Genomic DNA, 20,877 nt, shown 5'->3' on the forward strand with positions numbered 1-20,877 from the left:
CAATCATCGCGGACCGGACTTGAGATAAACCTTCGCCGAGTTGCCCGCCATGGATGAAAAAATGCCCACGCGTCGGCGCACCGGCGACCTGACCAGCGGTCCGATCCCGCGCACGCTTTTGCTGTTCGCCCTGCCGGTGCTCGGCTCGAACGTGCTGCAGTCGCTCAACGGGTCGATCAACGCCGTCTGGGTCGGCCGCTTCCTCGGCGAATCGGCGCTGACCGCCACCTCCAACGCCAACCTCGTCCTGTTCCTGATCCTCGGCACGGTGTTCGGCATCGGCATGGCGGCCACCATCCTGGTGGCCCAGTCGGTCGGCGCCCGCGACCTGCCGGAGGCGCGCCGCATCGTCGGCACCAGCGCCACCTTCTTCTTCCTCGTCTCGGTGGTGTTCGCGGTCTGCGGCTGGATCTGGGTCGACGCCATCCTGGGGGCGCTCGGCACACCGGCCGACGCCTTGCCGCTGGCGCGCTCCTATCTGCGCATCATCTTCGTCGCCGTGCCGATGATGAACCTTCTCTCCTTCGTCATGACCGTGCTGCGCGGTGCCGGCGATTCGCGCACGCCCTTCTTCTTCATGGCGCTGGCCGTCGTCCTCGACATCGTGCTGAACCCGCTGCTCATCCGTGGCATCGGGCCGTTTCCCGAGCTCGGTATCGCGGGCTCCGCCACGTCCACGCTGATCGGCCAGACGGTGAGCGTGATCGCCATCCTCATCGTGCTCTATGTGCGCAAGCATCCGCTGCGCCTGGCCGGCGCCAATCTCGCCCTGCTGCGGCCCGACCCCACCTTACTGCGCATCGTCGTCTTCAAGGGCGTGCCGATGGGCCTGCAGATGATCGTCGTCTCCGCGGCTGCATTGACAGTGATGGGCATGGTCAATTCCTACGGCTCGCAGGTCGCCGCCGCCTACGGCATCGCTGCCCAGCTGTGGACCTACATCCAGATGCCGGCGCTCGCTATCGGTGCGGCGGTCTCCTCGATGGCGGCGCAGAATGTCGGCGCCGGGCGCTGGGACCGGATCGGCCGCATCGCCGCCTCAGGCGTCGGCTTCAACCTGGTCCTGACCGGCGCACTGGTTGCCGTGCTTTCGGTTTTCGACCGTTCGGTGCTGAGCCTGTTCCTGAGCAGCGACAGTGCTGCGATCGACATCGCCGTCCATATCAACAATGTCGCGTCGTGGTCGTTCATCCTGTTCGGCATCACCATCGTGCTGTTTGCCACGGTGCGCGCCACGGGTGCCGTGATGCCGCCGCTGATCATCCTGGTGATCTCGGTGCTGGTTGTGCGCACCGGCTTTGCCTATTTCATGCGCGGCGTGATCGGCGAGGAGGCGCTGTGGTGGAGTTTTCCGGCCGGCTCGATCACCTCACTCGTGCTGGCCGCGGCCTACTACCGCTTCGGCCGCTGGCGCACCATGCATATGATCGAGGACAGGCCGGCCGCCGGCGAGCCGCCGGACACCGGGCTTGGCGTGCCCCGCGGACGCGCGCATCTTTCGCCCGAAACGCCGAACGGCTGAAGATCCGGATCCTTCTGGCCAAAGATATGGCAACAGGGCCACAAGCTGATTGCGGCCCTGTCCGTCATGCGATCCGGAACGCCTTGAACGGCGCAATGAACCCTATTTGCAGGAGAAGCCGGGCGCGATCTTGCACTTGCCGGGACGCGGCTTGTGCGGCGGGCGATGGTGCGGAGGACGGTGATGCGGCCTGTGGTGCCAGTGCGGCGGCCGATACGGCGGGCGCACAATGATGATCGGCGGATGAACGACGTGGGCGCGCTCGAGATAGCCGGCACTGGCCCAGCCGCTCACGCCGCCGCCATGGATTCTGCACCAGCCCGGTTCGCAGCCGGTGACATTCACCCGGAAGCCGGCGGGCAGCGTTCCGACCTTGGCGTATCCCGCTCCCGGCCCGCTACGAACATTGAGGTTGGTCGTGGTGTGGGCGCTGTAGGCGAAGGCCGCGGTGGACGTCCCGAAGACCGCGGCCAGCATGGTCGCGATCACAAGCAGAAATCGAAATCTCATCAGTTCCTCCATTCGAACCTCGGCCATCGTCTGCTCGGCCGAGGCTGCCCTGCAAGGGGAGAAGCGGTGGCAAAGAAAGTCAACACGGAGGCCCCCACAACCATCCTGCCCAGCGGGCTGATGCCGGAGTTTCCTTGGATATGGTTGAGGAATTTCTCGTGCACCGTTTATCGGCCCTTCAACATCCGCTAACAGTTTACTGTCTTTCGACAATCCGTTGCGGGCAAAGGTGGGATCCATGGGCAAAGGCAGGGTCGAGGCGTTCACCGACGGTGTCGTGGCCATCATCATCACCATCATGGTGCTTGAGCTGAAAGTGCCGCATGGCGAGGATTTCTCCGCCTTGGTGCCGTTGTGGCCGGTCTTCTTCTGTTACGTGCTGTCCTTCATCAATGTCGGCATCTACTGGAACAACCTGCACAACATGTTCCACGCCGTGCAGCGGGTCGATGGCCGCGTGCTGTGGGCGAACCTCAATCTGCTGTTCTGGCTGTCGCTGATGCCGGTGACGACGGCCTTCATGGGCGAGAACCATTTTGCGCCGGTGCCGGTCGCCGTCTATGGCGCCGACCTCGCGCTATGCGCCATTGCGTTCAACATCCTGACCATTACTCTGCACCGGCTTCACGGCAGCGAGAGCGCCTTTGCCAGGGCCCTGGGCAGCGACCGCAAAGGTAAGATCTCGCTCACCTTCTACCTCGCAGCCATACCGCTCACCTTCGTCAGCCAATGGATTGGCGTCGCGATCTATGTGCTGGTCGCAACCGTATGGCTCGTGCCGGATACGCGTTTTGCGCGGGTGATCGAAAAGTAGCCGCTATTTGCGGTAGCGTCTCAGTTTGAAATTTGACCTTACCGTTGTCGCATCCGGCCCCCGACTCCTATACGCTTGGCAGAAAGTATGTAGGAGACGTAGGGTCATGGGCGTGACGACTAGCAAGCCTGAGCATGTCGCTACCGCTTTTGCGAACGCTTGGAACCGGCATGATATGGATGAGTTTGCATCTCTGTTCGCTTCTGATGCTAATTTCGTCAACGTCGTAGGCGTTTGGTGGAAGAACCGATCCGAAATCGAAGCGGCGCACCGAGCTACTCATGACACCATGTTTCGGGATAGCCGATTAGAAGGCGATGTCTCGTCGGTTGTAGAGTTGGCTCCGGGGCTTGCTTCCGTTCATTACACTTGGACCCTAACGGGAGCATCTGCCCCGGACGGGTCCCCGGCAGGGCTTAGGAAAGGCATATTGCTTCTGGTTGCCCAAGAAGGGCCGTCGGGATGGCGTATCAAGGTGGCTCAGAACACTGATATTGTTCCTGGCACAATCGCCCCAGCCGGCTCGAAAAGCTAACTCATGCCGTAAGGCAAAAAGCGCGCCGCCAACATGACGCCAGAGCGGCGCGCCGAGCCTGAGACACTACCCTATTTGCGCATCGCTTTCAGTTTTTCCGCCACCGATGCGGCAAGGTCGGCATAGCGTTCCTCCAGCCGTTCCGCGGCCTTGATGATCGAGAAATCATGGCCGAACTTTTCCAGCGCCATGCGCAGTTTCTCGACGAACTCGGCTTGTTTCTCCAGGGCGGAAAAGAGCGTCTTCACCTGCGCTTCGCTGATGTCGGGATTGGCCAGCATCTGCGGCACCTCACGGCCCATCTGGTCGCCGGTGGCGGTTTGCTCCTTCAGAATTGCGACCCAGTCCGTCAATCAGGAAATCTCCATTTGTCCCGGCAAAAGTCTTTCTTTTGCCGGGGCAACATGCGCAGCCTCGACCGTACTGGTCAACCCGACAAGGCGAGCAGAGGCTTGCGCAAGCCCTTTCCGGCGCTAAGTTCGGCGCCATCGAAAGAAGGACCCATGCCCATGATCACCGACGCCGAGATCCAGACCGCCCTGCCCGCCCTTGGCCGCGGCAACACCGCTGCAATCACCGGCGCCGCCAGCGGCATCGGTCTTGCGGCCGCCAAGCGGTTTGCGATGATGGGCATGAAGATCGTGCTGGCCGACATCGGCGGCGCGCGCCTTGACGACGCCGCGCGCGCCGTCTCTGCGATTGCCGGCGACGATGCCGTGCTCGCTGTCGCCGCCGATGTTTCGAAGGCGGATGAGGTGGACCGTCTCGCCGAAAGGGCGTTCGGCGCCTTCGGCGACGTGTCGCTGCTGATGAACAATGCCGGCGTCGGCGACAATCCCGGAAAGCCCTGGGAAAACCGCGATGCCTGGAAACGGCTGCTGGACATCAATTTCTGGGGCGTCGTGCATGGCGTCGAGGCCTTTGCGCCGCGCATGCTGGCATCGGCCAGGCCGGGCCTGATCGTCAACACCGGCTCCAAGCAAGGCATCACCACGCCGCCAGGCAACCTCGCCTACAATGTCTCCAAGGCCGGGGTGAAGACCTTCACCGAAGGCCTGGCGCATGCGCTGCGCAACGAACCCGGCGCCCATGTCGCCGCGCATCTGCTGATCCCCGGCTTCACCTTTACCGGCCTGACCGAAGGCGCGACGGAAAAGCCGGCCGGCGCCTGGACCGGCGAACAGGTCGTTGATTTCATGCTGGAAGCCCTGACCAGGGGCGATTTCTACATCCTGTGCCCGGACAATGAGGCGGCGCGGCCGCTGGATGAAAAGCGCATGGCCTGGGCAATCGGCGACATCATCGAGAACCGCCCTGCTTTGTCGCGCTGGCATCCGGACCACAAGGATGCCTTCGCCGCGTTCATGAAAGGCTGACCTTCAGGCCGCGTGCTTTTTCGGCCCGCGCTTCTGCGCCACGGCCTTCTTCGCCGCCATCGCGGCGATATGCTCGTCGTGCCGCTTGGCCGCACGCTCGCATTTGTCGCGGATCTCCTCGACTTCTGATTCGGTCAAGTGCTCGATGCCGATGAAGCGGTTGTGGCCGGCGCTGACCCGGATCAGCTCGTCGAGCTTGGTCTGGATCGCCGCGCCGTCGCGATTCTGGGTGTTCTGGATCAGGAACACCATCAGGAAGGTGATGACGGTCGTGCCCGTGTTGATGACGAGCTGCCAGGTGTCCGAAAAGCCGAAGAACGGACCGCTCGCCGCCCAGACGACGACGATCAGGCAGCAGACGGCAAATGTCAGCGGCAGGCCGGTTATATGGGCGACCCAGTTGGCTATCTTGGTGAAAAGTTTTTCCATCTGTCGAAATCCCTCAACGCTGCGGCGCGATAAGAAACAACCGGCGACCGTTTCAGGTTCCCGACGCAGACAAATACGTCAGGCACAATTGAATACACGCATAAAGAGAATAAGGCGGAAAACACACTTTATGGGTTGAATGTCACAGTAACCCTGCAGGCAAGAGTGCCTGTTCCTTCCGCTTCACAGCGGTTTACCTCCAGCCCCTTCCGCTGCGCCACCCCCGCATGGCGGAAGGGGTTTCAGTCCGGAGCATGGCTTTCCGAAAGCGCCGCCCGGTTAGCGTCAACCTGTTTGTCGGAGCTCAGGCGACGTCGTTTTCCCAGCGGTCAAGGAAGGCTTCGATCGGCATTACCTGCATGTCGGGAACCGCCCTGGCGAGCTTTTCGACCGGCCAGTCCCACCAGGCGAGAGCTTCGATCCGCGCCGCAATATCCGGAGCGAAGCGTGGCCGCAGCGCCTTCGCCGGCACACCAGCGACGATTGCGTAGGGCGGCACATCCTGCGTCACCACGGCGTTGGCGCCGATGACGGCGCCGTTGCCGATGGCGACCCCGGGCATGATCACCGCGCCGTGGCCGATCCAGACATCATGGCCGATGGTCACGGCTTTCGCCTGCCGCCGCTCGCGAAAGGCGGCGTCGACACCCAGCCAGCGAAAATACTCGTTCGGCCGGTAGCTGAGCTTGTGCTGGGTCAGCCGCTCGATGGGATGTTCCAGCGCGTTGATGCGGCTGTTGGCGGCGATCGAGCAGAATTTGCCGATCGTCGTGTAGATCGCTTCCGAGTGGCGCTCGAAATAGGAGAAGTCGCCGACCGTGACCTCGCGCAGCACCACCCGCTCGCCGATCGAGGCATAGCGGCCGAGCTTGCACGCCTTCAGTTCCGCGGTCGGATGGATGCGCGGCTCGGGATCTTTCGGGACGAGATTTTCGGAACGGTCCATGCCGGCGGCTTTACGTCAGGACGATTGGTCCCGCAAGCCGGGCGCAATTGCCCGTCACACCAATTGCGCCAAGGAGTTCGCCTATTGAGGCTTGCCTTTGCTCCACGCGACGTTCTGGCCGTAGAGCGGCACGGTGGTAACCGACATTTTGGCCGAGCCGTTCTGCACCTGGCGCGAATGCGAGAGATAAATCAGCGTCTCGTTGGCGTTGTCGTAGATGCGGTTCACCACCTGCTTCTTCCAGATCAGGCTGATGCCTTGCTTGAACACTTCCTCGCCGCCCTCGCTCATGTCGATATCGCCGATGGTGATCGGGCCAGTCTGGCGGCAGGAGATCGAGGAATCGGACGGATCCTCGAACCAGTTTCCCTTGTGCAGGCGATCGATGATGCCGCGATCGAAATAGGAGACATGGCAGGTCACGCCCTCCACCTTCGGATCCTTGATCGCCTCGACAATGATGTCATTGCCGAGCCAGTCGACGCCGACCTTGCCGACTTCCTCGGCGACGGCAGCGCCAGCACCAAGGACAACGCACGCGGCCAGCGCGCCGCCGATCAGTTTTCGCCCAATCAGTCCGTGCCCAATCAGTCTGTGCAAGGGAGCCTCCTGCGGTTCGAGTTGCCGGTCACAGGTGGGGCGAGCAGCCCGGCTTTGCAAGCAGATATGTCAACACCATTGCGGTTGCGGCAACGCGGCACTTTGCCTGCGCGGGGCCGAACCGCTAAGACTGTCGCACAGGCGCGGCATTGAGCCGGCGCGACGATTTCTGCAGACGGACTTTTCTGATGATGCGTTCTATTCTGGTCGGCATTCTCGTCCTGATGGCGGCCGGCATCGGCTGGCTGACCTTCGACTGGTACCGCGGCCACTATGGCGGCGAGCCCTTTGGCGCTGCCTTTACCCTGGTCGACCAGAAAGGCGCGCCGATCACCGAGGCCGCCTTCAGGGGCCAGCCCAGCGTCGTCTTCTTCGGCTTCACCCATTGTCCCGAGGTCTGCCCGACCACGCTGTTCGAACTGGCCGGCTGGCTGAAGACACTCGGCGACGACGGCAAGAACTTGCACGCCTATTTCGTCTCGGTTGATCCGGAGCGCGACACGCCCGATGTCATGAACGCCTATGTCAGCAATTTCTCCGACCGCATCACCGGCATCACAGGCCATCCGGACAAGGTTCATGCCATGGCCAAGTCGTTCGGCATCTACTGGAAGAAGGTCGACACCGGCGACGGCGACTACACGATGGACCATACCGCCTCGGTGCTGCTGCTCAACGCCAAGGGCGACTTTGCCGGTACCATCGCGTATGGCGAAAGTTCGGATACGGCAGTCGCCAAACTGAAGCGGCTGGCGGCGAAAGGCTGATCACCATTTCATGACCCAGACGCGCCTCTACTTCACCACCGGAAAGATCGAGTCCATCAGCATTTTTGCGGCGTTCGAGGCGGCCTTCGAGGATGAAGGCCTGCCGATCGCCGTGCTGGAGGTCGATGAGGATCGCGACCTCTATGAAGTGTCGCTCTATGCCGATGGCGATGTCGATGCGGTGGAGGCGCAGGTCAAGGACATCCTTGCCGGGCTTTCCCTGTCGAAGCCGATCGAGCGCGAGGCCCTGCCCGACATCGACTGGGTGGCACGCTCGCTGGAGGGGCTGAAGCCGGTGCGCGCCGGCCGTTTCTTCGTCCACGGCGCGCATGACCGCCGCAAGCGCCACAGCGGCGAACTCGCCATCGAAATCGAGGCCGGCCTCGCCTTCGGCACCGGTCACCACGGCACCACCGCCGGCTGCCTGGAAATGCTGGAAAAGGTGATGCGGCGCGAGCGTCCGCGCAATGCGCTCGACCTCGGCACCGGCAGCGCTGTGCTGGCGATTGCCGTCGCCAAGCTGGCGCACATTCCGGTGCTGGCCACCGACATCGACCCGGTGGCGGTGAGAGTGGCTGCCGCCAACGCACGGCTCAACCACGTCAAGGCGCTGGTGGAGACGGTGACCGCGCCTGGCTTCCACCACCCGATCTTCGGCAAGCGTGCGCCTTTCGATCTGATCGTCGCCAACATATTGGCACGGCCGTTGATGCGGCTGGCGCCGCAAATGGCCGATCACATCGCGCTTGGCGGCTCGATCGTGCTGTCGGGCATCCTCGAGCGCCAGCGCGACGCCGTCGTCTCGGCCTATGTCGGCCAGAACTTCCGCCATATCAGAACCTTGCACCGCGAGGGCTGGGTGACGATCCACCTGAAGCATTGAAACAGGCGGGCGGCCCACGATCGCTTGGACCAAGTTCCGCCGGTTGTCAGTCAAGCGATGCTGTAGCAGGTTGCGCCCAGCCGGAAATCGATTCCGATTTCCGCGGCCGTACGCTACGGTTGCGCTGACTGCAGGAGGCCCACCATGTTCCAGACCTTCGATTCCGCGGGCGACCCGACCGTCGGCAAGCCACGCGTGGCGCTGCTGCGCCAATGGCTTGAAGCCAACGGGCTGGATGGTTTCATCGTGCCGCGCGCCGACGAGCACCAGGGGGAATATGTCGCCGACCGTTCGGCGCGGCTGAAATGGCTGACCGGCTTCAGCGGCTCGGCCGGTGTCGCCATCGTCCTGCGCGACCGCGCCTTCGTCTTTGTCGACGGGCGCTACACGCTGCAGGTGCGCAGCGAGGTCGATCTCGACGTCTTTTCGATCGAAAGCCTGGTCGACAATCCGCCGGCCGTCTGGCTCAAAGACAATCTTGGCAAGGGCGCACGGCTCGGCTTTGATCCATGGCTGCACACGATCAGCGAGGTCAAGGCGTTGCAGGCCTCGGCCGACAAGTCAGGCGCCGTGCTGGTGCCGCTGGACAAGAACCCGATCGACATCATCTGGAAGGATCAGCCCGAGGCGCCGGTGGCATCAGTCGAACTTCACCCGATCGGCTTTGCCGGCGAGCTCGCCAAGGACAAGCTGGCACGGCTGGCGACGGCGATCGGCAAGGACGGCGCCACCCATGCCGTGCTGACCGACCCCTCCTCCATTGCCTGGGCCTTCAACATCCGTGGCGGTGACGTGCCGCACACGCCGCTGGCGCTCGGCTTCGCCATCCTCGCCGCCGACGGATCGCACCAGCTTTTCATGGATAAGCGCAAATTCTCGCGCCAGGTCGCGGCCTACCTCACCCAGCTCGCCGAGCCGCATGAGCCCGGCGAATTCGAAGCGGCAATCGTGGCGCTTGCCAAGAGTGGCGCGAAAATCGCGCTCGACCCGGTGCTGGCGGCCGACAGGCTGCGCATGCTGGTCGAAGCCAATGGCGGCACCGTGATTGCAGCAGTCGACCCTGCCCGCATCCCGCGTGCCACCAAGAACCAGGCCGAGATCAATGGCTCGCGTGCCGCGCATCGCCGTGATGGCGCGGCCGTTGCGAAATTGCTGTGCTGGCTGGAGCGGCAAAAACCCGGCTCGCTCGACGAGATATCAGTCGTCACCAGGCTGGAGGAGTCGCGCCGGCAGACCGGCGAGGAAACCCAGATGCCGCTGCGCGACGTCTCCTTCGACACCATTTCCGGCGCCGGCCCGAACGGCGCCATCATGCATTACCGCGTGTCGCGCGCCACCAGCCGCAAGCTGCAGGCCGGCGAACTGTTCCTGCTCGATTCCGGCGCGCAGTATCAGGACGGCACCACCGACATCACCCGCACCGTGCCGATCGGCCAGCCGACGCAGGAGATGCGCGAACGCTTCACGCTGGTGCTGAAAGGCATGATCGGCATCTCTACCTTGCGCTTTCCCGCCGGCACGCGCGGCTCGGAAATCGATGCCGTCGCCCGCATGGCACTGTGGAAGCACGGCTGCGACTTCGCCCACGGCACCGGCCATGGCGTCGGCTCGTATCTGGCCGTGCATGAAGGGCCGCAGCGCATTGCCCGCACCGGCACCGAAAAGCTGCTCGAAGGCATGATGCTGTCCAACGAGCCCGGCTACTACAAGGAAGGCGCCTACGGCATCCGCATCGAGAACCTCATTCTGGTGACGCCGGCGGAAGAGATCGAGGGCGGCGACATCGCCATGCACGGCTTCGAGACGCTGACGCTGGCGCCGATCGACAAGCGGCTGGTGCGGTCAGACCTGCTGACGCGCGAGGAGCTGCATTGGTTCGACACATACCACGCGCGCGTGCTGGCCGAGATCGGGCCGATGCTCGACGGCGAGACGCTGGCCTGGCTGGAAAAGGCCACGGCACCATTGCCGCATGATGCGAAGATTTAGGGCTGGTCTTGGAAAGCTGCCCCTCATCTGCCTGCCGGCATCTTCTCCCCGTATAGTGACGGGGAGAAGAGCGCGGTCGCAACCTCGGCGCTTTTTCTACAACGTTGACGGTTCGCGAAATCCGGGATGAAGGCGTCACTATACGGGGAGAAGTGCCCGGCAGGGCGATGAGGGGCAGCGCCAAACGTCCGATTGTGCTTGGAATTTTACCCCACGAACTGCCGAGCGACGATCAACACCGCCGCGCCCGCCAGAAACATCGCCATCAGCCCACCGCGCAGTGACACGACAGCGGTGACCACCAGAGCTGCCCATTCCACCGGCCCGGCATTCAACAGTTCGGGCGCCACCAGCGTCGTCAGCACCGCCGCCGGCACAGCATTGAGGCCGGCCTCGACGCGCGGATGGATGGTGTCGAAGCGGGAGATGACCAGATGCCCGCCGATGCGCGTCAGATAGGTCGCGACCGCGCCGGCGATGATGATCCAGAATGTCGTGCTCATGGCCGTGCCTTCACGCCGCTGTGGTGGGGAGGCAGGATGACCGCCAGCAGGACGCCGGCAATCGCGCCGATCGAGACATGCCAGGGCGAGCCCACCGTCTTGTAGGCGATGATCGAGGCGGCGGCACTGGCGATGACCACCGGGAGCCACAGCGGCCGCTTGCGGAAACCCAGGACAAGGCCGAGGAAATAGATCGGCAGCAGGAAATCGATGCCCAGTGCGTGCGTGTCGGGGATCAGCTTGCCGAACACCGCGCCAAGCGCGCTTTCGACGATCCAGAACACATAGACCGGCAGGCCGAGCCCGAGATACCAGGCGAAGCCGACCGTCTGGCCGGATTGCGCCCGCGCCTCGGCCACCGCGAATTGCGGATCGGTGAGGATGAAATAACCGAGCGCTTGGCTGATGACGGGCCAGTGCGCGATGCGCCGGCCGATGCCGGCGGAATAGAGCACATGGCGGAAGTTGACGGCAAAGATCGACAGCACGATCAGCCACGGCGCCACATGCTGGCCGAACAACTGGATGCCGACCATCTGGCTGGCGCCGCCATAGACCAGCGCGCTCATCAGGAACGCTTCCAGGACCGAGAAGCCGTTGTCGACGGCGAGCGCGCCGAACAGCACCGCAAACGGCGCCGACGCGACCACGACAGGCATCGAGAGCCGCACGCCTTGCCAGAAATCGCTTTTCGTGCCGCTCTCGGAAATTACGTCCGTCGCCATCAACCACTCCTGATGCATGTCGCCCAAAAGTGCGTAGCGGTTTGGGACAACGACATGCACAACAACAAGGGAATGGCGGTATGTAGGTGGCGCAGCCTGCGCTGTCACACGAATTCGCTTGAGCCAAATGATCAGCGGAAATGATCGTGGTGGCGCCTTGCCGAAGGGCTAGAAGGCGGGAATCTTGCCCTCGATCGCCCTGCCCCAGTCGAGCAGTGGCTTGGCGCGCAAGGTGAAATCGACGAGTTCGTCGACCAGATCAGCCGTATGGATTCCCGCCGGATCGATAACATGCTGGACGACAAAATGCCGTTGGCGGATGGCGGCGACCAGGTCAGCATCGCTGACATGCTCGAAGCCGCGTGGCGTGCGCTTCATGCGGCCTTCCGTCTCGAGTTCAAGACGGTTCTTCTTCAACGCCGCCACCAGGGCGCGAAACCTGTCCGGCTTCGTCGTGATGGCTTTGCGCATCGCCAGCAGCAGCGCCGGCTCCGGCTGCCACCAGGCAATGTCAGCAAAGCAGCGTTCAAGCCCGATATGCACGTAGAACACGCCCTGCTCCATCTTGGTGCCGTCGGGCGACAGGATGGCCGACAAATGCCTGTTGTAAGGCCGCTTGTCCTTGGCGAAGCGCACGTCGCGATTGATCCGGAACAGCGACTTCTTGCGGTCGCCGCGCAGGCCAAGGCCCGCCTTTGCAAAGCGCTCGGTCAGCGTGTCGACCAGATCACTGAGGGGATCGCGCAATTCCTGTTCGAACAGGTCACGGTTTTCCAGGAACCACTCGCGGCTCTGGTGGAAATCCAGCGCCTTCAGGAACGGAATAGCCTTTGGGCCGAAACCCTTGAATGCACCTTCCATCACGCCTTGCCGATCCGCACCAGCCAGGCATCCTCGTCGATCACCTCGATGCCGAGTTCGCTGGCAAGCTTCAGCTTGGAGCCGGCACCCGGCCCAGCGACCACCAGATCCGTCTTCGCCGAAACCGAGCCCGCGACCTTGGCACCGAGGCGCTCCGCCATCGCCTTGGCTTCGGAGCGTGTCATCTTTTCCAGCGAGCCCGTGAACACGACCGTCTTGCCGGCGACCTCGTTGTCGGCCGAGACGTTGACGATATACGGCTTCGGCTTGACCTGCGTGAGCAGCGCATCAAGCACGTCGTCATTGCGCTCATTGCCGAAGAAATCGCGCAGCGCATCTATCACCGTGTCGCCTATGCCGTTGACCGACGGGAAAACACTGTGCGGATCGGCTGCGGCCGCTGTTTCCTTGCCGACGCGGATCAACTCCTCGATGGTCGAGAAGGTCCGGGCAAGCACGGCGGCCGTCGTTTCGCCGATATGGCGGATGCCGAGCGCGAAGATGAAGCGGTCCAGCTCCGGCTCGCGGCGCGAATCGATGGCGGCGAACAGCTTGTCGAGGCCCTCATAGTTGCGGTCCTCGACGCTGCGCACATTCTTGCGCGTCTTGCCCGATGCGGCCTCGCGCTGCCTGGCCTGCTCCTCACGGCGCTCGGCCAGCGCCCTGGTGACGGCCGGGCGGCGATCCTTGAGCGTGAAGATATCGGCGGCTGTCTTGATCAATCCCGCATTGAAGAAGGTGTCTATGTTTTCGGCGCCGAGGCCTTCGATGTCCAGGGCACCGCGTGACACGAAGTGGCGCAATCCTTCCACCGCTTGCGCCGGACAGATCAGTTCGCCGGTGCAGCGGCGGCGCGAATCCTCCTTGCCGGTCTTCTCATTGATCTCGCGCGTCGCCGGCGAGCCGCAGATCGGACAGGTGTGCGGGAACTCGTATGGCACGGCATCAGGCGGCCGCTTGTCTATGACGACACTGACGATCTGGGGAATGACATCGCCTGCCCGCTGGATCACCACCGTATCGCCGATGCGCACGTCGATGCCGTCGCGGATCGGCTGGCCGGTGCTGTCCAGGCCCTTGATGTAGTCCTCATTGTGCAGCGTGACATTCTCGACCACGACACCGCCAACAGTGACCGGCGCCAGCCGTGCCACCGGCGCCAGCGTGCCGGTGCGGCCGACCTGGATGTCGATCTTCTGCACGGTCGTCATCGCCTGTTCGGCTGGAAATTTGTGTGCAACCGCCCAGCGCGGTTCGCCGGTGACGAACCCCCATCGGCGCTGCAGCTCCAGCTGGTCTACCTTGTAGACGACGCCGTCGATATCGTAGCCCAGCGACGAGCGCTGCTCCTCGATGAGGCGATACTGGGCGACCAGATCATCGACCGATTTGGCCCTGACCATCAGCGGACTGATCTTGAATCCCCAGTCGGCGAATTTCTGCACCGAATCATATTGGGTCGGAGCCGGATCCGCTGTCGTGTAGCCCCAGGCATAGGCGAAGAATTTGAGGTTGCGGCTGGCGGTGACGGATGGATCTTTCTGGCGCAGCGACCCGGCCGCCGTGTTGCGCGGATTGACATAGTCCTGGCCGCCGACCGCGGCCGACCGCTGCTTCAGCGCCTCGAATTCCGCATAGGTCATGTAGACCTCGCCGCGTACCTCGATGATTTCGGGCCAGCCCGATCCCTTCAGTTTCGCGGGAATGTCGGCGATTGTCCGCAGATTGGCGGTGATGTCCTCGCCGACAGTGCCGTCGCCGCGCGTTGCGCCCTGTACGAACACGCCGTTCTCGTAGCGCAGCGAAGCCGACAGCCCGTCGATCTTCGGTTCGGCCGTGAAGGCAATGTCGAGATCCTTGTCGCGATCGAAGAAGCGCCGGCCGCGTTCGAGGAAATCGGTGACGTCCTCGTCGGTATAGGCCTTGGCGAGGCTGAGCATCGGCACCGCATGGCGCACCTTGGCAAAGCCTTCAGCCGGCGCCGAGCCAACCCTGCGCGACGGCGAAACCTCGCGCACCAACGCCGGAAAGCGCTCCTCGATGGCGAGGTTACGCCGAGCCAGCGCATCGTACTCAGCATCGGTGATAACAGGCGCATCTTCGGTATGGTAGCGCCGGTCGTGCTCGGCGATCTCTTCCGCAAGGCGCTTCAGCTCGGCTTCGGCCTCGCTCTCACTGAGCGAATCGACAGGTTTTTCAGCCATGCTTTCCTTCCCCGAACTTTGGCCAGCCACAATAGATCAGGATTTTGGGAAAAGCATTCCTGAACAGCGGGATGGAGCCATATCCTGACTCGATCCCTGACACCCGTCGTTCTTATGCCGCCGTGGTATTTTCACGCAGCAGCCGCTCGGCGGCGGCACGCGCTTCGTCGGTGATGGTGGCGCCGGCCAGCATGCGCGCGATCTCTTCTTGCCGCGCCGGCCGGTCCATCTCGGCAATGCCGGTGGCGACACGGTCGGTGGTGCCGGATTTGGAGATCAGGAAATGCGTCGCCGCGCGCGCCGCGACCTGTGGCGCGTGCGTGACCGAGAGCACCTGCACGCGCTTGGACAGCCGCGCCAGCCGCTGGCCGATGGCGTCTGCGACAGCGCCGCCCACGCCGGTGTCGATTTCATCGAACACCAGCGTCGGCGCCGAGCCACGGTCGGCCAACGCCACTTTCAGCGCCAGAAGGAAGCGCGAAAGCTCGCCGCCGGAAGCGACCTTCATCATCGGCCCGGGCCGCGTACCGGGATTGGTGCGCACCCAGAATTCGATCTGGTCGATGCCCTCTTCCATGCGGCTCTCGGCCTCGCTCTTCATTTCCACAATGAAGGCAGCGCGTTCGAGCTTCAGCGCCGGCAATTCCGCCATGACCGCCTTGGTCAGGCCGACGGCCGCCGCATGACGAAGCGAGGACAACTGCGCGGCGGCAATGTCATAGGTCTCGCGCGCGGCGGTGGCCTGTTTCTCCAGCCCGTGCAGGCGTTCCTCGCCGGCATCGAGATCGGCGAGATCGGCCGACATCGTGTCGCGCAGCTGCGCCAGGTCGTCGACCGGGACGCTGTGCTTGCGCGAGGCCGCGCGCAGCGAAAACAGCCGCTCCTCGGCCTTCTCCAGCCGCTGCGGATCATATTCCGTGGCGCGCAGTGCTGCCTCGACGCCCGATTGCGCCGCGTCGAGCGACAGCATCGCCTCATCCAGCGACTTGACCACGTCGTCGAGCAGGCCCGGCGCCTCCGTCACCTTGCGCTGCAGCCGTCTCAGCAGGCTGGCCAGTTGCGGCAAGGGCGAGGACGGGCCAGACAGCACATCCTGCGCATCATGGATTTCCGAAGCGATCTTCTCGGCCCGCATCATCGATGTGCGCAGTTCGGCGAGATCGGTCTCCTCGCCCGGCTGCGGATCGAGCTTCGTCAACTCCGCCACCGCCGCACGCAGATAGTCGGCCTCGCGCGCGGCCGCCGCCACCTTGGCGCGATGACGCGACAGCTCCTGCTCGCAGGCGCGCCAATGCCGCCATGCCTCGCCCGTCGAGCGGACGGCGCCGAGATGGCCGCCGAAAGCGTCGAGCACCTCGCGGTGTGCGCCGGGATCGACCAGAGCGCGTTCGTCATGCTGGCCGTGGATTTCGACCAGCGCGCGGCCGACATCGCGCATCAGGGTGACGCTCGAAGGCTGATCGTTGACGAAGACGCGGGTGCGGCCATCCGCCGTCTGCAGGCGGCGCAGGATGATGTCACCGTCATCCTCGATGGCGTTTTCGGCAAGCAGCGCGCGCACCGGATGGTTGCGCGGCACGTCGAAGACGGCGATGACCTGACCCTGCGCCGCGCCATGGCGCACCAGCGACGCGTCGCCGCGCGCACCGAGCGCCAGCGACAAGGCATCGAGCAGGATGGATTTGCCGGCTCCGGTTTCGCCGGTCAGCACGGAAAGACCCGGCTGGAAGTCGATATCCAGCTTCTCGATCAGGACGATATCGCGGATCGACAGTCTGGAAAGCATCAGAACCCGAATCTAGAACGGCACGCGACCATTTGCAGTCGCAGCGCCGCACTATCTTTTTGTTTCAGCGTCGGATCAATCCGAAAAAGCGCTGCGCACGCTTCGGTCCGAATGCTCCAGAGCAATTCCAGGAAAGTGTGAAACGGTTTTCCGTCCGGAATTGCTCCGAAACAAAGAGTTGGAGTGGTTCGCCGCTTCCATGAAACGGTGAACTGATCCAGGCAGGTTGCGCAAAAGTGTCGTACGGTTCTGCGACAAGCAAGGAAAACCAAGCAGACGGCGCGTTGGCGAAGCCCGCGAAGCCTGCTTGGGGTCAGGCGCCGGTGATCATCTTCCCGGCCTTGGATATCCACGACCCTGCATTTTCGCGCGGTGCAAGCCCATTGCTCTGCAACAGCTTGTAGGAATCCTTGTACCACGAGCTGTCGGGGTAGTTGGTACCGAGCACCGCGGCGGCGGTCTGCGCCTCAGAGGTCAGACCCATCGCGTAATAGCTTTCGGTCAGGCGGGCGAGCGCCTCCTCGACATGGCGCGTGTTGGAATAGTTCTCGACCACGGTCCGGAAGCGCTTGACGGCGGCGATGTATTCACGGCGCTCGAGATAGTAGCGGCCGATCTGCATTTCCTTGCCGGCCAGCTGATCGTTGGCGAAGCGGATCTTTTCCTTGGCGTCGTCGACATATTCCGATGTCGGCCAGCGCGTCACCAGGTCCTGCATCGTCTGAACGGTTTGGCGCGCTTCCTTCTGGTCCTGCGTCACGTCCTTGATCTGGCGGTAGTAGCTCAAGCCGATGATGTACTGCGCGTAGGCGGCGTCATCGGTCGACGGATAGAGCGTGAGGTAGCGCTTGGCCGAGCCGATCGCCTCGTCGTAGTGGCCCTGGCGATAATCGGCGAAAGCGCCCATCACCATCGATTTGCGGGCCCACTCCGAATAGGGATGCTGGCGGTCGACGGCGTCGAACTTCTTGCTCGCCTCTTCCAGGCGCCCAGCGTTCAGATTGGCCAAGCCCTGATTGTAGAGAACATCGGCCGGTTCGGTCTGGTCGACATAGGTCGACAGGTCGATATCTTTCTCCGACGACATGCATGCCGATAGAAAGAGCGATGGAACAACCACCGAAAGCGCCAGGAAAACAGCCCTCTGCGGCGCTTTCAATTGACCAACTCGCTTGAAGAACATGATTGGATTCCGCCCTTTCGGCGTTATTTTAATGTCCGCTGCACGCCGTTGTCTCAAAACTGGTCCCCACTTTTGAGCGCCATGCACTAATCGACGGCAGCAGCCATAAACCATTACCGCCTTGCCCGGCAACGCTATCTCCGGCCAATCGCGCATTTTTATGGCGGCCGGACACAGGTTGAACATACGTGCAATTTCACCGGCAGGTGGTGCATTCATGCAACACCGGCCGTCCGCCTTGGAATCCGAAAAAATGAAGGAAATCAGATCATCCAGGGTGCGTAGAGCGGCGCGTTGACAGCGTTCATCTCGGCGCTGCGGCCACGCTCGCGGCGCGTCGTCTCGACGATTTCGAACGCGGTGCGATCCGACAGCAGGCGGCGCAGAGCCGCGGCATTCATCCTGTGGCCGCCGCGATAGGAACGGAAGCAGCCGATGAAGCGGGCGCCGGCCAGCGCCAGGTCGCCCATGGCGTCCAGCGTCTTGTGGCGCACGAATTCGTTGGGATAGCGCAGGCCGCCCATGTTGATGACGCGGTTGTCGTCACCGATCACCAGCGAATTCTCCAGCGAGGAGCCAAGCGCGTAGCCCGCAGCCCACAGCCGCTCGACATCCTTCATGAAGCCGAAGGTGCGGGCGCGGGCGATGTCGCGGCGGAAGATATCGGCATTGAGGTCAGAGGCGAACAACTGACGGCCGATTGCCGGGCTTTCGAAATCGATCTCGATCTCGAAACGGGTGCCGTCATAGGGCCTGAACTCCGCCCAGGAGGCGCCATTCTCGATGCGGACCGGCTTGATGACCCTGATATAGCGACGCTTGACCGAGAGCGTCTCGATGCCCGCCTGATCGATGGCTTCCACGAACGCCGTGGCGCTGCCATCGAAGATCGGAACTTCGGAACCGTCGATCTCGATGGCAACATTGTCGATGCCGAGCCCGAACAGCGCCGCCATGATGTGCTCGACCGTGGCGATGTGCTCGCCGGCGGGATCACCAAGCATGGTGCACAGGTCGGTAGCGCCGACTTCCGAGACCAGGGCACGAAACTCGCGGCCCTGCTCCGCACCGTTGAAAAGCTGGAAAACGATGCCGGTGTCGGCATCCGCCGGCAAAAAGCTGATGGAAACTTCCTTGCCGCTGTGGACGCCGGTGCCGGTAAGCGACGCGCGCGTCTTCAATGTCGTCTGATAGTCGTGCAAGACAATCCCCATAAGCCCGTAATGCCTAGGTCCGCTTCTCCAGCCCGAGGGCGCGGCTCTTGTGTGAATCGGCAGGCAGGGCGACTTCCCCCGAAATCCCGGCAAACCGACGATGGTAGGCAGCGAAGATAATGTCCCGTCAGGGAGACTCCAAATCACGGTTTCTTACTCTGTGTAACCGCGAACTGGAATGGGCACGACTTGGTAAGTGATTGAAATCACATCATTTAAAACGTTAACAGGCAAGCGATTCCTCGCTTGCCTGTTAACAAATGTTACAGTCCGTTTACCAATCAGTTGGCCTGGCGGCGCAGGAACGCCGGAATCTCCAGCTGATCGTCTTCCTGAGTCGACCTCACCTGCGGTGTCAGGCGGCCCTGGTCGTCGAGCTGACCACGGCGCGGCGCGTAGAGCTGCGCGTCCTGGCTGGCGAGACGGCGCACTTCGGGCGCTGCCTGGCGCAGCTTGGGCTCGCGCGGCTGCGCCGGCTGCAGCCGTGCAGGCTCTTCTTCGCGGCGGGTCAGGCCGTTGGTCAGGCGCTTCAGCAGACCCATCGGTCCGCTGTTGTTCTCGTGGTCGACCGGGCGGCTCTTGGCATCCACCTCGGCCTTGACGACGGGCGGAAAGTCCTCGACGCGCGGCATACGCTGCGGCGCCATGGCAACCGGCTGCGGGGCTTCGCGCAGCATCTCGCGCGGCTGCGGAGCCGGCTGCATCATCTGCTGGACCACGGGCTGCGGCATCGGCTGTGCTGGCGGCGCCTGGAAGATCTTGCTCTGCGGGCGGAAATCTTCAGCGTGAGCGACTGGAGCCGGGCGCGCCTGAGCCATGGCCGCGGCATTTGCTTCGGCCAGTTGGATGGCTTCGGCGACGGGGTCGACCGCGCGCGGTTCATACGTGGTCTGCTGGACCGGCGCCGGGCGGCTTTCCACCGTGGCAACAGCCGGGCGGCTGACCGGCTTCGGCGGCGCCGTGCGGATCGAGATCGGCGCAGCAGCGATTTCAGCCGCCGACTTGTCGATGCCGGTGGCAACCACCGAGACGCGGATGACACCTTCGAGTTCCTCGTCGAAGGTGGCGCCCAGGATGATGTTGGCGTCCTGGTCGACTTCCTCGCGGATACGGGTCGCCGCTTCGTCGACTTCGAACAGCGTCAGGTCGCGGCCGCCGGTGATCGAGATCAGCAGGCCCTTGGCGCCCTTCATCGAGGTCTCGTCGAGCAGCGGGTTGGCGATCGCAGCCTCAGCGGCGGCCATCGCACGGCCCTCGCCGGAAGCCTCGCCGGTGCCCATCATCGCCTTGCCCATCTCGCGCATGACGGAACGGACGTCGGCGAAGTCGAGGTTGATCAGGCCTTCCTTGACCATCAGGTCGGTGATGCAGGCAACACCGGAATAGAGCACCTGGTCGGCCATGGCGAAGGCGTCGGCGAAGGTGGTCTTGTCATTGGCCAGCCGGAACAGGTTCTGGTTGGGGATGACGATCAGCGTATCGACGCATTTCTGCAGTTCCTCGATGCCGAAGTCCGCCGTCTTCATGCGGCGCTGGCCTTCGAAGTGGAACGGCTTGGTGACGACGCCGACGGTGAGGATGCCCTTTTCACGGGCAGCGCGAGCAACGACGGGAGCCGCCCCAGTGCCGGTGCCGCCGCCCATACCGGCGGTGACGAAGCACATATGGGTGTTGGTCAGGTGATCGAGGATTTCGTCGATGCATTCTTCGGCGGCCGCGCGGCCGACCTCCGGCTGCGATCCGGCGCCCAGACCCTCGGTGACATGCGCGCCAAGCTGGATCAGCCGTGAGGCCTTCGACATGGTCAGCGCCTGCGCGTCGGTGTTGGCCACCACGAACTCGACGCCGCGCAAACCGGCGGTGATCATGTTGTTGACGGCATTGCCGCCGCCGCCGCCGACACCGAACACGGTGATGCGCGGCTTAAGCTCGGTGATGTCCGGCTTTTGCAGATTGATGGTCATTGTCTCCGTCCTTTGCCTTTCACGCCGCTTCGCCGCCGCGGCCGCCTATGGGGCTGTCCCCGTCAA

At 63.4% G+C, this 20,877-nt stretch carries 20 protein-coding genes; 7 read left to right on the forward strand and 13 right to left on the reverse strand.

Annotated elements, in window-relative coordinates; translation table 11 throughout:
* Nucleotides 1-49 precede the first annotated feature (49 nt).
* The gene (locus FCU66_RS22290) at nucleotides 50-1,522 is read left to right on the forward strand and encodes an MATE family efflux transporter (protein ID WP_136618236.1); all 1,473 of its coding nucleotides are present in this window, start codon (nucleotides 50-52) and stop codon (nucleotides 1,520-1,522) included.
* A 102-nt stretch (nucleotides 1,523-1,624) separates the two neighbouring features.
* Here FCU66_RS22290 and FCU66_RS22295 read toward each other — a convergent pair whose 3' ends face one another.
* Nucleotides 1,625-2,032: an SH3 domain-containing protein gene (locus FCU66_RS22295; protein ID WP_136618235.1), complete on the reverse strand. Its 408-nt coding sequence runs from the start codon at nucleotides 2,030-2,032 to the stop codon at nucleotides 1,625-1,627.
* A gap of 238 nt (nucleotides 2,033-2,270) precedes the next feature.
* On the opposite strand from FCU66_RS22295, the gene FCU66_RS22300 reads away from it, so the two are divergent.
* Entirely contained in the window at nucleotides 2,271-2,846 is a 576-nt protein-coding gene (locus FCU66_RS22300) for a TMEM175 family protein (RefSeq protein ID WP_136618234.1), read from the forward strand.
* Nucleotides 2,847-2,952: 106 nt separating this feature from the next.
* On the forward strand, nucleotides 2,953-3,381 hold the full coding sequence (locus FCU66_RS22305) for an SgcJ/EcaC family oxidoreductase (protein WP_136618233.1): 429 nt from the start codon (nucleotides 2,953-2,955) through the stop codon (nucleotides 3,379-3,381).
* A gap of 71 nt (nucleotides 3,382-3,452) precedes the next feature.
* On the opposite strand, the gene FCU66_RS22310 is transcribed toward FCU66_RS22305, so the two are convergent.
* Complete coding sequence (locus tag FCU66_RS22310; protein ID WP_023668298.1) at nucleotides 3,453-3,734, reverse strand: hypothetical protein; 282 nt, start codon at nucleotides 3,732-3,734, stop codon at nucleotides 3,453-3,455.
* Between the two features lie 156 nt (nucleotides 3,735-3,890).
* Between FCU66_RS22310 and FCU66_RS22315 the strand changes: the two genes are divergently transcribed.
* Entirely contained in the window at nucleotides 3,891-4,757 is an 867-nt protein-coding gene (locus tag FCU66_RS22315) for an SDR family NAD(P)-dependent oxidoreductase (protein ID WP_136618272.1), read from the forward strand.
* A gap of 3 nt (nucleotides 4,758-4,760) precedes the next feature.
* Here the strand turns inward: FCU66_RS22315 and FCU66_RS22320 are convergent, their stop codons facing one another.
* From FCU66_RS22320 to FCU66_RS22330, 3 genes are all read right to left on the reverse strand, one after another.
* Complete coding sequence (locus FCU66_RS22320) at nucleotides 4,761-5,186, reverse strand: low affinity iron permease family protein (protein ID WP_136618232.1); 426 nt, start codon at nucleotides 5,184-5,186, stop codon at nucleotides 4,761-4,763.
* A 304-nt stretch (nucleotides 5,187-5,490) separates the two neighbouring features.
* On the reverse strand, nucleotides 5,491-6,132 hold the full coding sequence (locus tag FCU66_RS22325; protein ID WP_136618231.1) for a transferase hexapeptide repeat family protein: 642 nt from the start codon (nucleotides 6,130-6,132) through the stop codon (nucleotides 5,491-5,493).
* An 81-nt stretch (nucleotides 6,133-6,213) separates the two neighbouring features.
* Complete coding sequence (locus tag FCU66_RS22330; RefSeq protein WP_136618230.1) at nucleotides 6,214-6,732, reverse strand: CreA family protein; 519 nt, start codon at nucleotides 6,730-6,732, stop codon at nucleotides 6,214-6,216.
* A 188-nt stretch (nucleotides 6,733-6,920) separates the two neighbouring features.
* Between FCU66_RS22330 and FCU66_RS22335 the strand changes: the two genes are divergently transcribed.
* From FCU66_RS22335 to FCU66_RS22345, 3 genes are all read left to right on the forward strand, one after another.
* Complete coding sequence (locus tag FCU66_RS22335) at nucleotides 6,921-7,499, forward strand: SCO family protein (protein ID WP_136618229.1); 579 nt, start codon at nucleotides 6,921-6,923, stop codon at nucleotides 7,497-7,499.
* Nucleotides 7,500-7,509: 10 nt separating this feature from the next.
* On the forward strand, nucleotides 7,510-8,382 hold the full coding sequence (locus FCU66_RS22340) for a 50S ribosomal protein L11 methyltransferase (protein ID WP_136618228.1): 873 nt from the start codon (nucleotides 7,510-7,512) through the stop codon (nucleotides 8,380-8,382).
* 144 nt (nucleotides 8,383-8,526) lie between these two features.
* On the forward strand, nucleotides 8,527-10,371 hold the full coding sequence (locus FCU66_RS22345) for an aminopeptidase P family protein (RefSeq protein WP_136618227.1): 1,845 nt from the start codon (nucleotides 8,527-8,529) through the stop codon (nucleotides 10,369-10,371).
* A 206-nt stretch (nucleotides 10,372-10,577) separates the two neighbouring features.
* On the opposite strand, the gene FCU66_RS22350 is transcribed toward FCU66_RS22345, so the two are convergent.
* The 8 genes from FCU66_RS22350 to ftsZ all read right to left on the reverse strand — a co-directional run bounded on the left by FCU66_RS22350 (nucleotide 10,578) and on the right by ftsZ (nucleotide 20,811).
* The gene (locus tag FCU66_RS22350; protein WP_136618226.1) at nucleotides 10,578-10,874 is read right to left on the reverse strand and encodes an AzlD family protein; all 297 of its coding nucleotides are present in this window, start codon (nucleotides 10,872-10,874) and stop codon (nucleotides 10,578-10,580) included.
* Nucleotides 10,871-11,599: an AzlC family ABC transporter permease gene (locus FCU66_RS22355; RefSeq protein ID WP_136618225.1), complete on the reverse strand. Its 729-nt coding sequence runs from the start codon at nucleotides 11,597-11,599 to the stop codon at nucleotides 10,871-10,873. The genes FCU66_RS22350 and FCU66_RS22355 overlap by 4 nt, the downstream gene beginning before the upstream one ends.
* Before the next feature lie 168 nt (nucleotides 11,600-11,767).
* The gene (locus FCU66_RS22360) at nucleotides 11,768-12,460 is read right to left on the reverse strand and encodes a DUF2461 domain-containing protein (protein WP_136618224.1); all 693 of its coding nucleotides are present in this window, start codon (nucleotides 12,458-12,460) and stop codon (nucleotides 11,768-11,770) included.
* Nucleotides 12,460-14,664 (reverse strand): NAD-dependent DNA ligase LigA, encoded by a 2,205-nt coding sequence (gene ligA / locus FCU66_RS22365; protein WP_136618223.1) that lies wholly within the window; start codon nucleotides 14,662-14,664, stop codon nucleotides 12,460-12,462. The genes FCU66_RS22360 and ligA overlap by 1 nt, the downstream gene beginning before the upstream one ends.
* Before the next feature lie 112 nt (nucleotides 14,665-14,776).
* Nucleotides 14,777-16,450, reverse strand: a complete 1,674-nt coding sequence (recN, locus tag FCU66_RS22370; protein WP_136618222.1) for a DNA repair protein RecN — start codon at nucleotides 16,448-16,450, stop codon at nucleotides 14,777-14,779.
* Between the two features lie 313 nt (nucleotides 16,451-16,763).
* Nucleotides 16,764-17,633 carry an outer membrane protein assembly factor BamD gene (locus FCU66_RS22375; protein WP_136618221.1) on the reverse strand — a complete coding sequence of 290 codons (870 nt, stop codon included), beginning with the start codon at nucleotides 17,631-17,633 and terminating at the stop codon, nucleotides 16,764-16,766.
* Nucleotides 17,634-17,896: 263 nt separating this feature from the next.
* Entirely contained in the window at nucleotides 17,897-18,847 is a 951-nt protein-coding gene (gene lpxC / locus FCU66_RS22380) for a UDP-3-O-acyl-N-acetylglucosamine deacetylase (RefSeq protein WP_136618220.1), read from the reverse strand.
* A 281-nt stretch (nucleotides 18,848-19,128) separates the two neighbouring features.
* Nucleotides 19,129-20,811 (reverse strand): cell division protein FtsZ, encoded by a 1,683-nt coding sequence (ftsZ, locus tag FCU66_RS22385; protein ID WP_136618219.1) that lies wholly within the window; start codon nucleotides 20,809-20,811, stop codon nucleotides 19,129-19,131.
* Nucleotides 20,812-20,877 lie beyond the last annotated feature (66 nt).

The sequence above is a fragment of the Mesorhizobium norvegicum genome, from assembly GCF_004919685.1.
In the GTDB taxonomy this organism is placed as follows: Bacteria; Pseudomonadota; Alphaproteobacteria; order Rhizobiales; family Rhizobiaceae; genus Mesorhizobium; species Mesorhizobium norvegicum.

Coding starts and splice junctions, on each gene's coding strand:
- FCU66_RS22290 (WP_136618236.1), top strand. CDS start 50: ATGGATGAAAAAATGCCCACGCGTCGGCGCACCGGCGACCTGACCAGC.
- FCU66_RS22295 (WP_136618235.1), bottom strand. CDS start 2,032: ATGAGATTTCGATTTCTGCTTGTGATCGCGACCATGCTGGCCGCGGTC.
- FCU66_RS22300 (WP_136618234.1), top strand. CDS start 2,271: ATGGGCAAAGGCAGGGTCGAGGCGTTCACCGACGGTGTCGTGGCCATC.
- FCU66_RS22305 (WP_136618233.1), top strand. CDS start 2,953: ATGGGCGTGACGACTAGCAAGCCTGAGCATGTCGCTACCGCTTTTGCG.
- FCU66_RS22315 (WP_136618272.1), top strand. CDS start 3,891: ATGATCACCGACGCCGAGATCCAGACCGCCCTGCCCGCCCTTGGCCGC.
- FCU66_RS22320 (WP_136618232.1), bottom strand. CDS start 5,186: ATGGAAAAACTTTTCACCAAGATAGCCAACTGGGTCGCCCATATAACC.
- FCU66_RS22325 (WP_136618231.1), bottom strand. CDS start 6,132: ATGGACCGTTCCGAAAATCTCGTCCCGAAAGATCCCGAGCCGCGCATC.
- FCU66_RS22335 (WP_136618229.1), top strand. CDS start 6,921: ATGATGCGTTCTATTCTGGTCGGCATTCTCGTCCTGATGGCGGCCGGC.
- FCU66_RS22340 (WP_136618228.1), top strand. CDS start 7,510: ATGACCCAGACGCGCCTCTACTTCACCACCGGAAAGATCGAGTCCATC.
- FCU66_RS22345 (WP_136618227.1), top strand. CDS start 8,527: ATGTTCCAGACCTTCGATTCCGCGGGCGACCCGACCGTCGGCAAGCCA.
- FCU66_RS22350 (WP_136618226.1), bottom strand. CDS start 10,874: ATGAGCACGACATTCTGGATCATCATCGCCGGCGCGGTCGCGACCTAT.
- FCU66_RS22355 (WP_136618225.1), bottom strand. CDS start 11,599: ATGGCGACGGACGTAATTTCCGAGAGCGGCACGAAAAGCGATTTCTGG.
- FCU66_RS22360 (WP_136618224.1), bottom strand. CDS start 12,460: ATGGAAGGTGCATTCAAGGGTTTCGGCCCAAAGGCTATTCCGTTCCTG.
- ligA (WP_136618223.1), bottom strand. CDS start 14,664: ATGGCTGAAAAACCTGTCGATTCGCTCAGTGAGAGCGAGGCCGAAGCC.
- recN (WP_136618222.1), bottom strand. CDS start 16,450: ATGCTTTCCAGACTGTCGATCCGCGATATCGTCCTGATCGAGAAGCTG.
- FCU66_RS22375 (WP_136618221.1), bottom strand. CDS start 17,633: ATGTTCTTCAAGCGAGTTGGTCAATTGAAAGCGCCGCAGAGGGCTGTT.
- lpxC (WP_136618220.1), bottom strand. CDS start 18,847: ATGGGGATTGTCTTGCACGACTATCAGACGACATTGAAGACGCGCGCG.
- ftsZ (WP_136618219.1), bottom strand. CDS start 20,811: ATGACCATCAATCTGCAAAAGCCGGACATCACCGAGCTTAAGCCGCGC.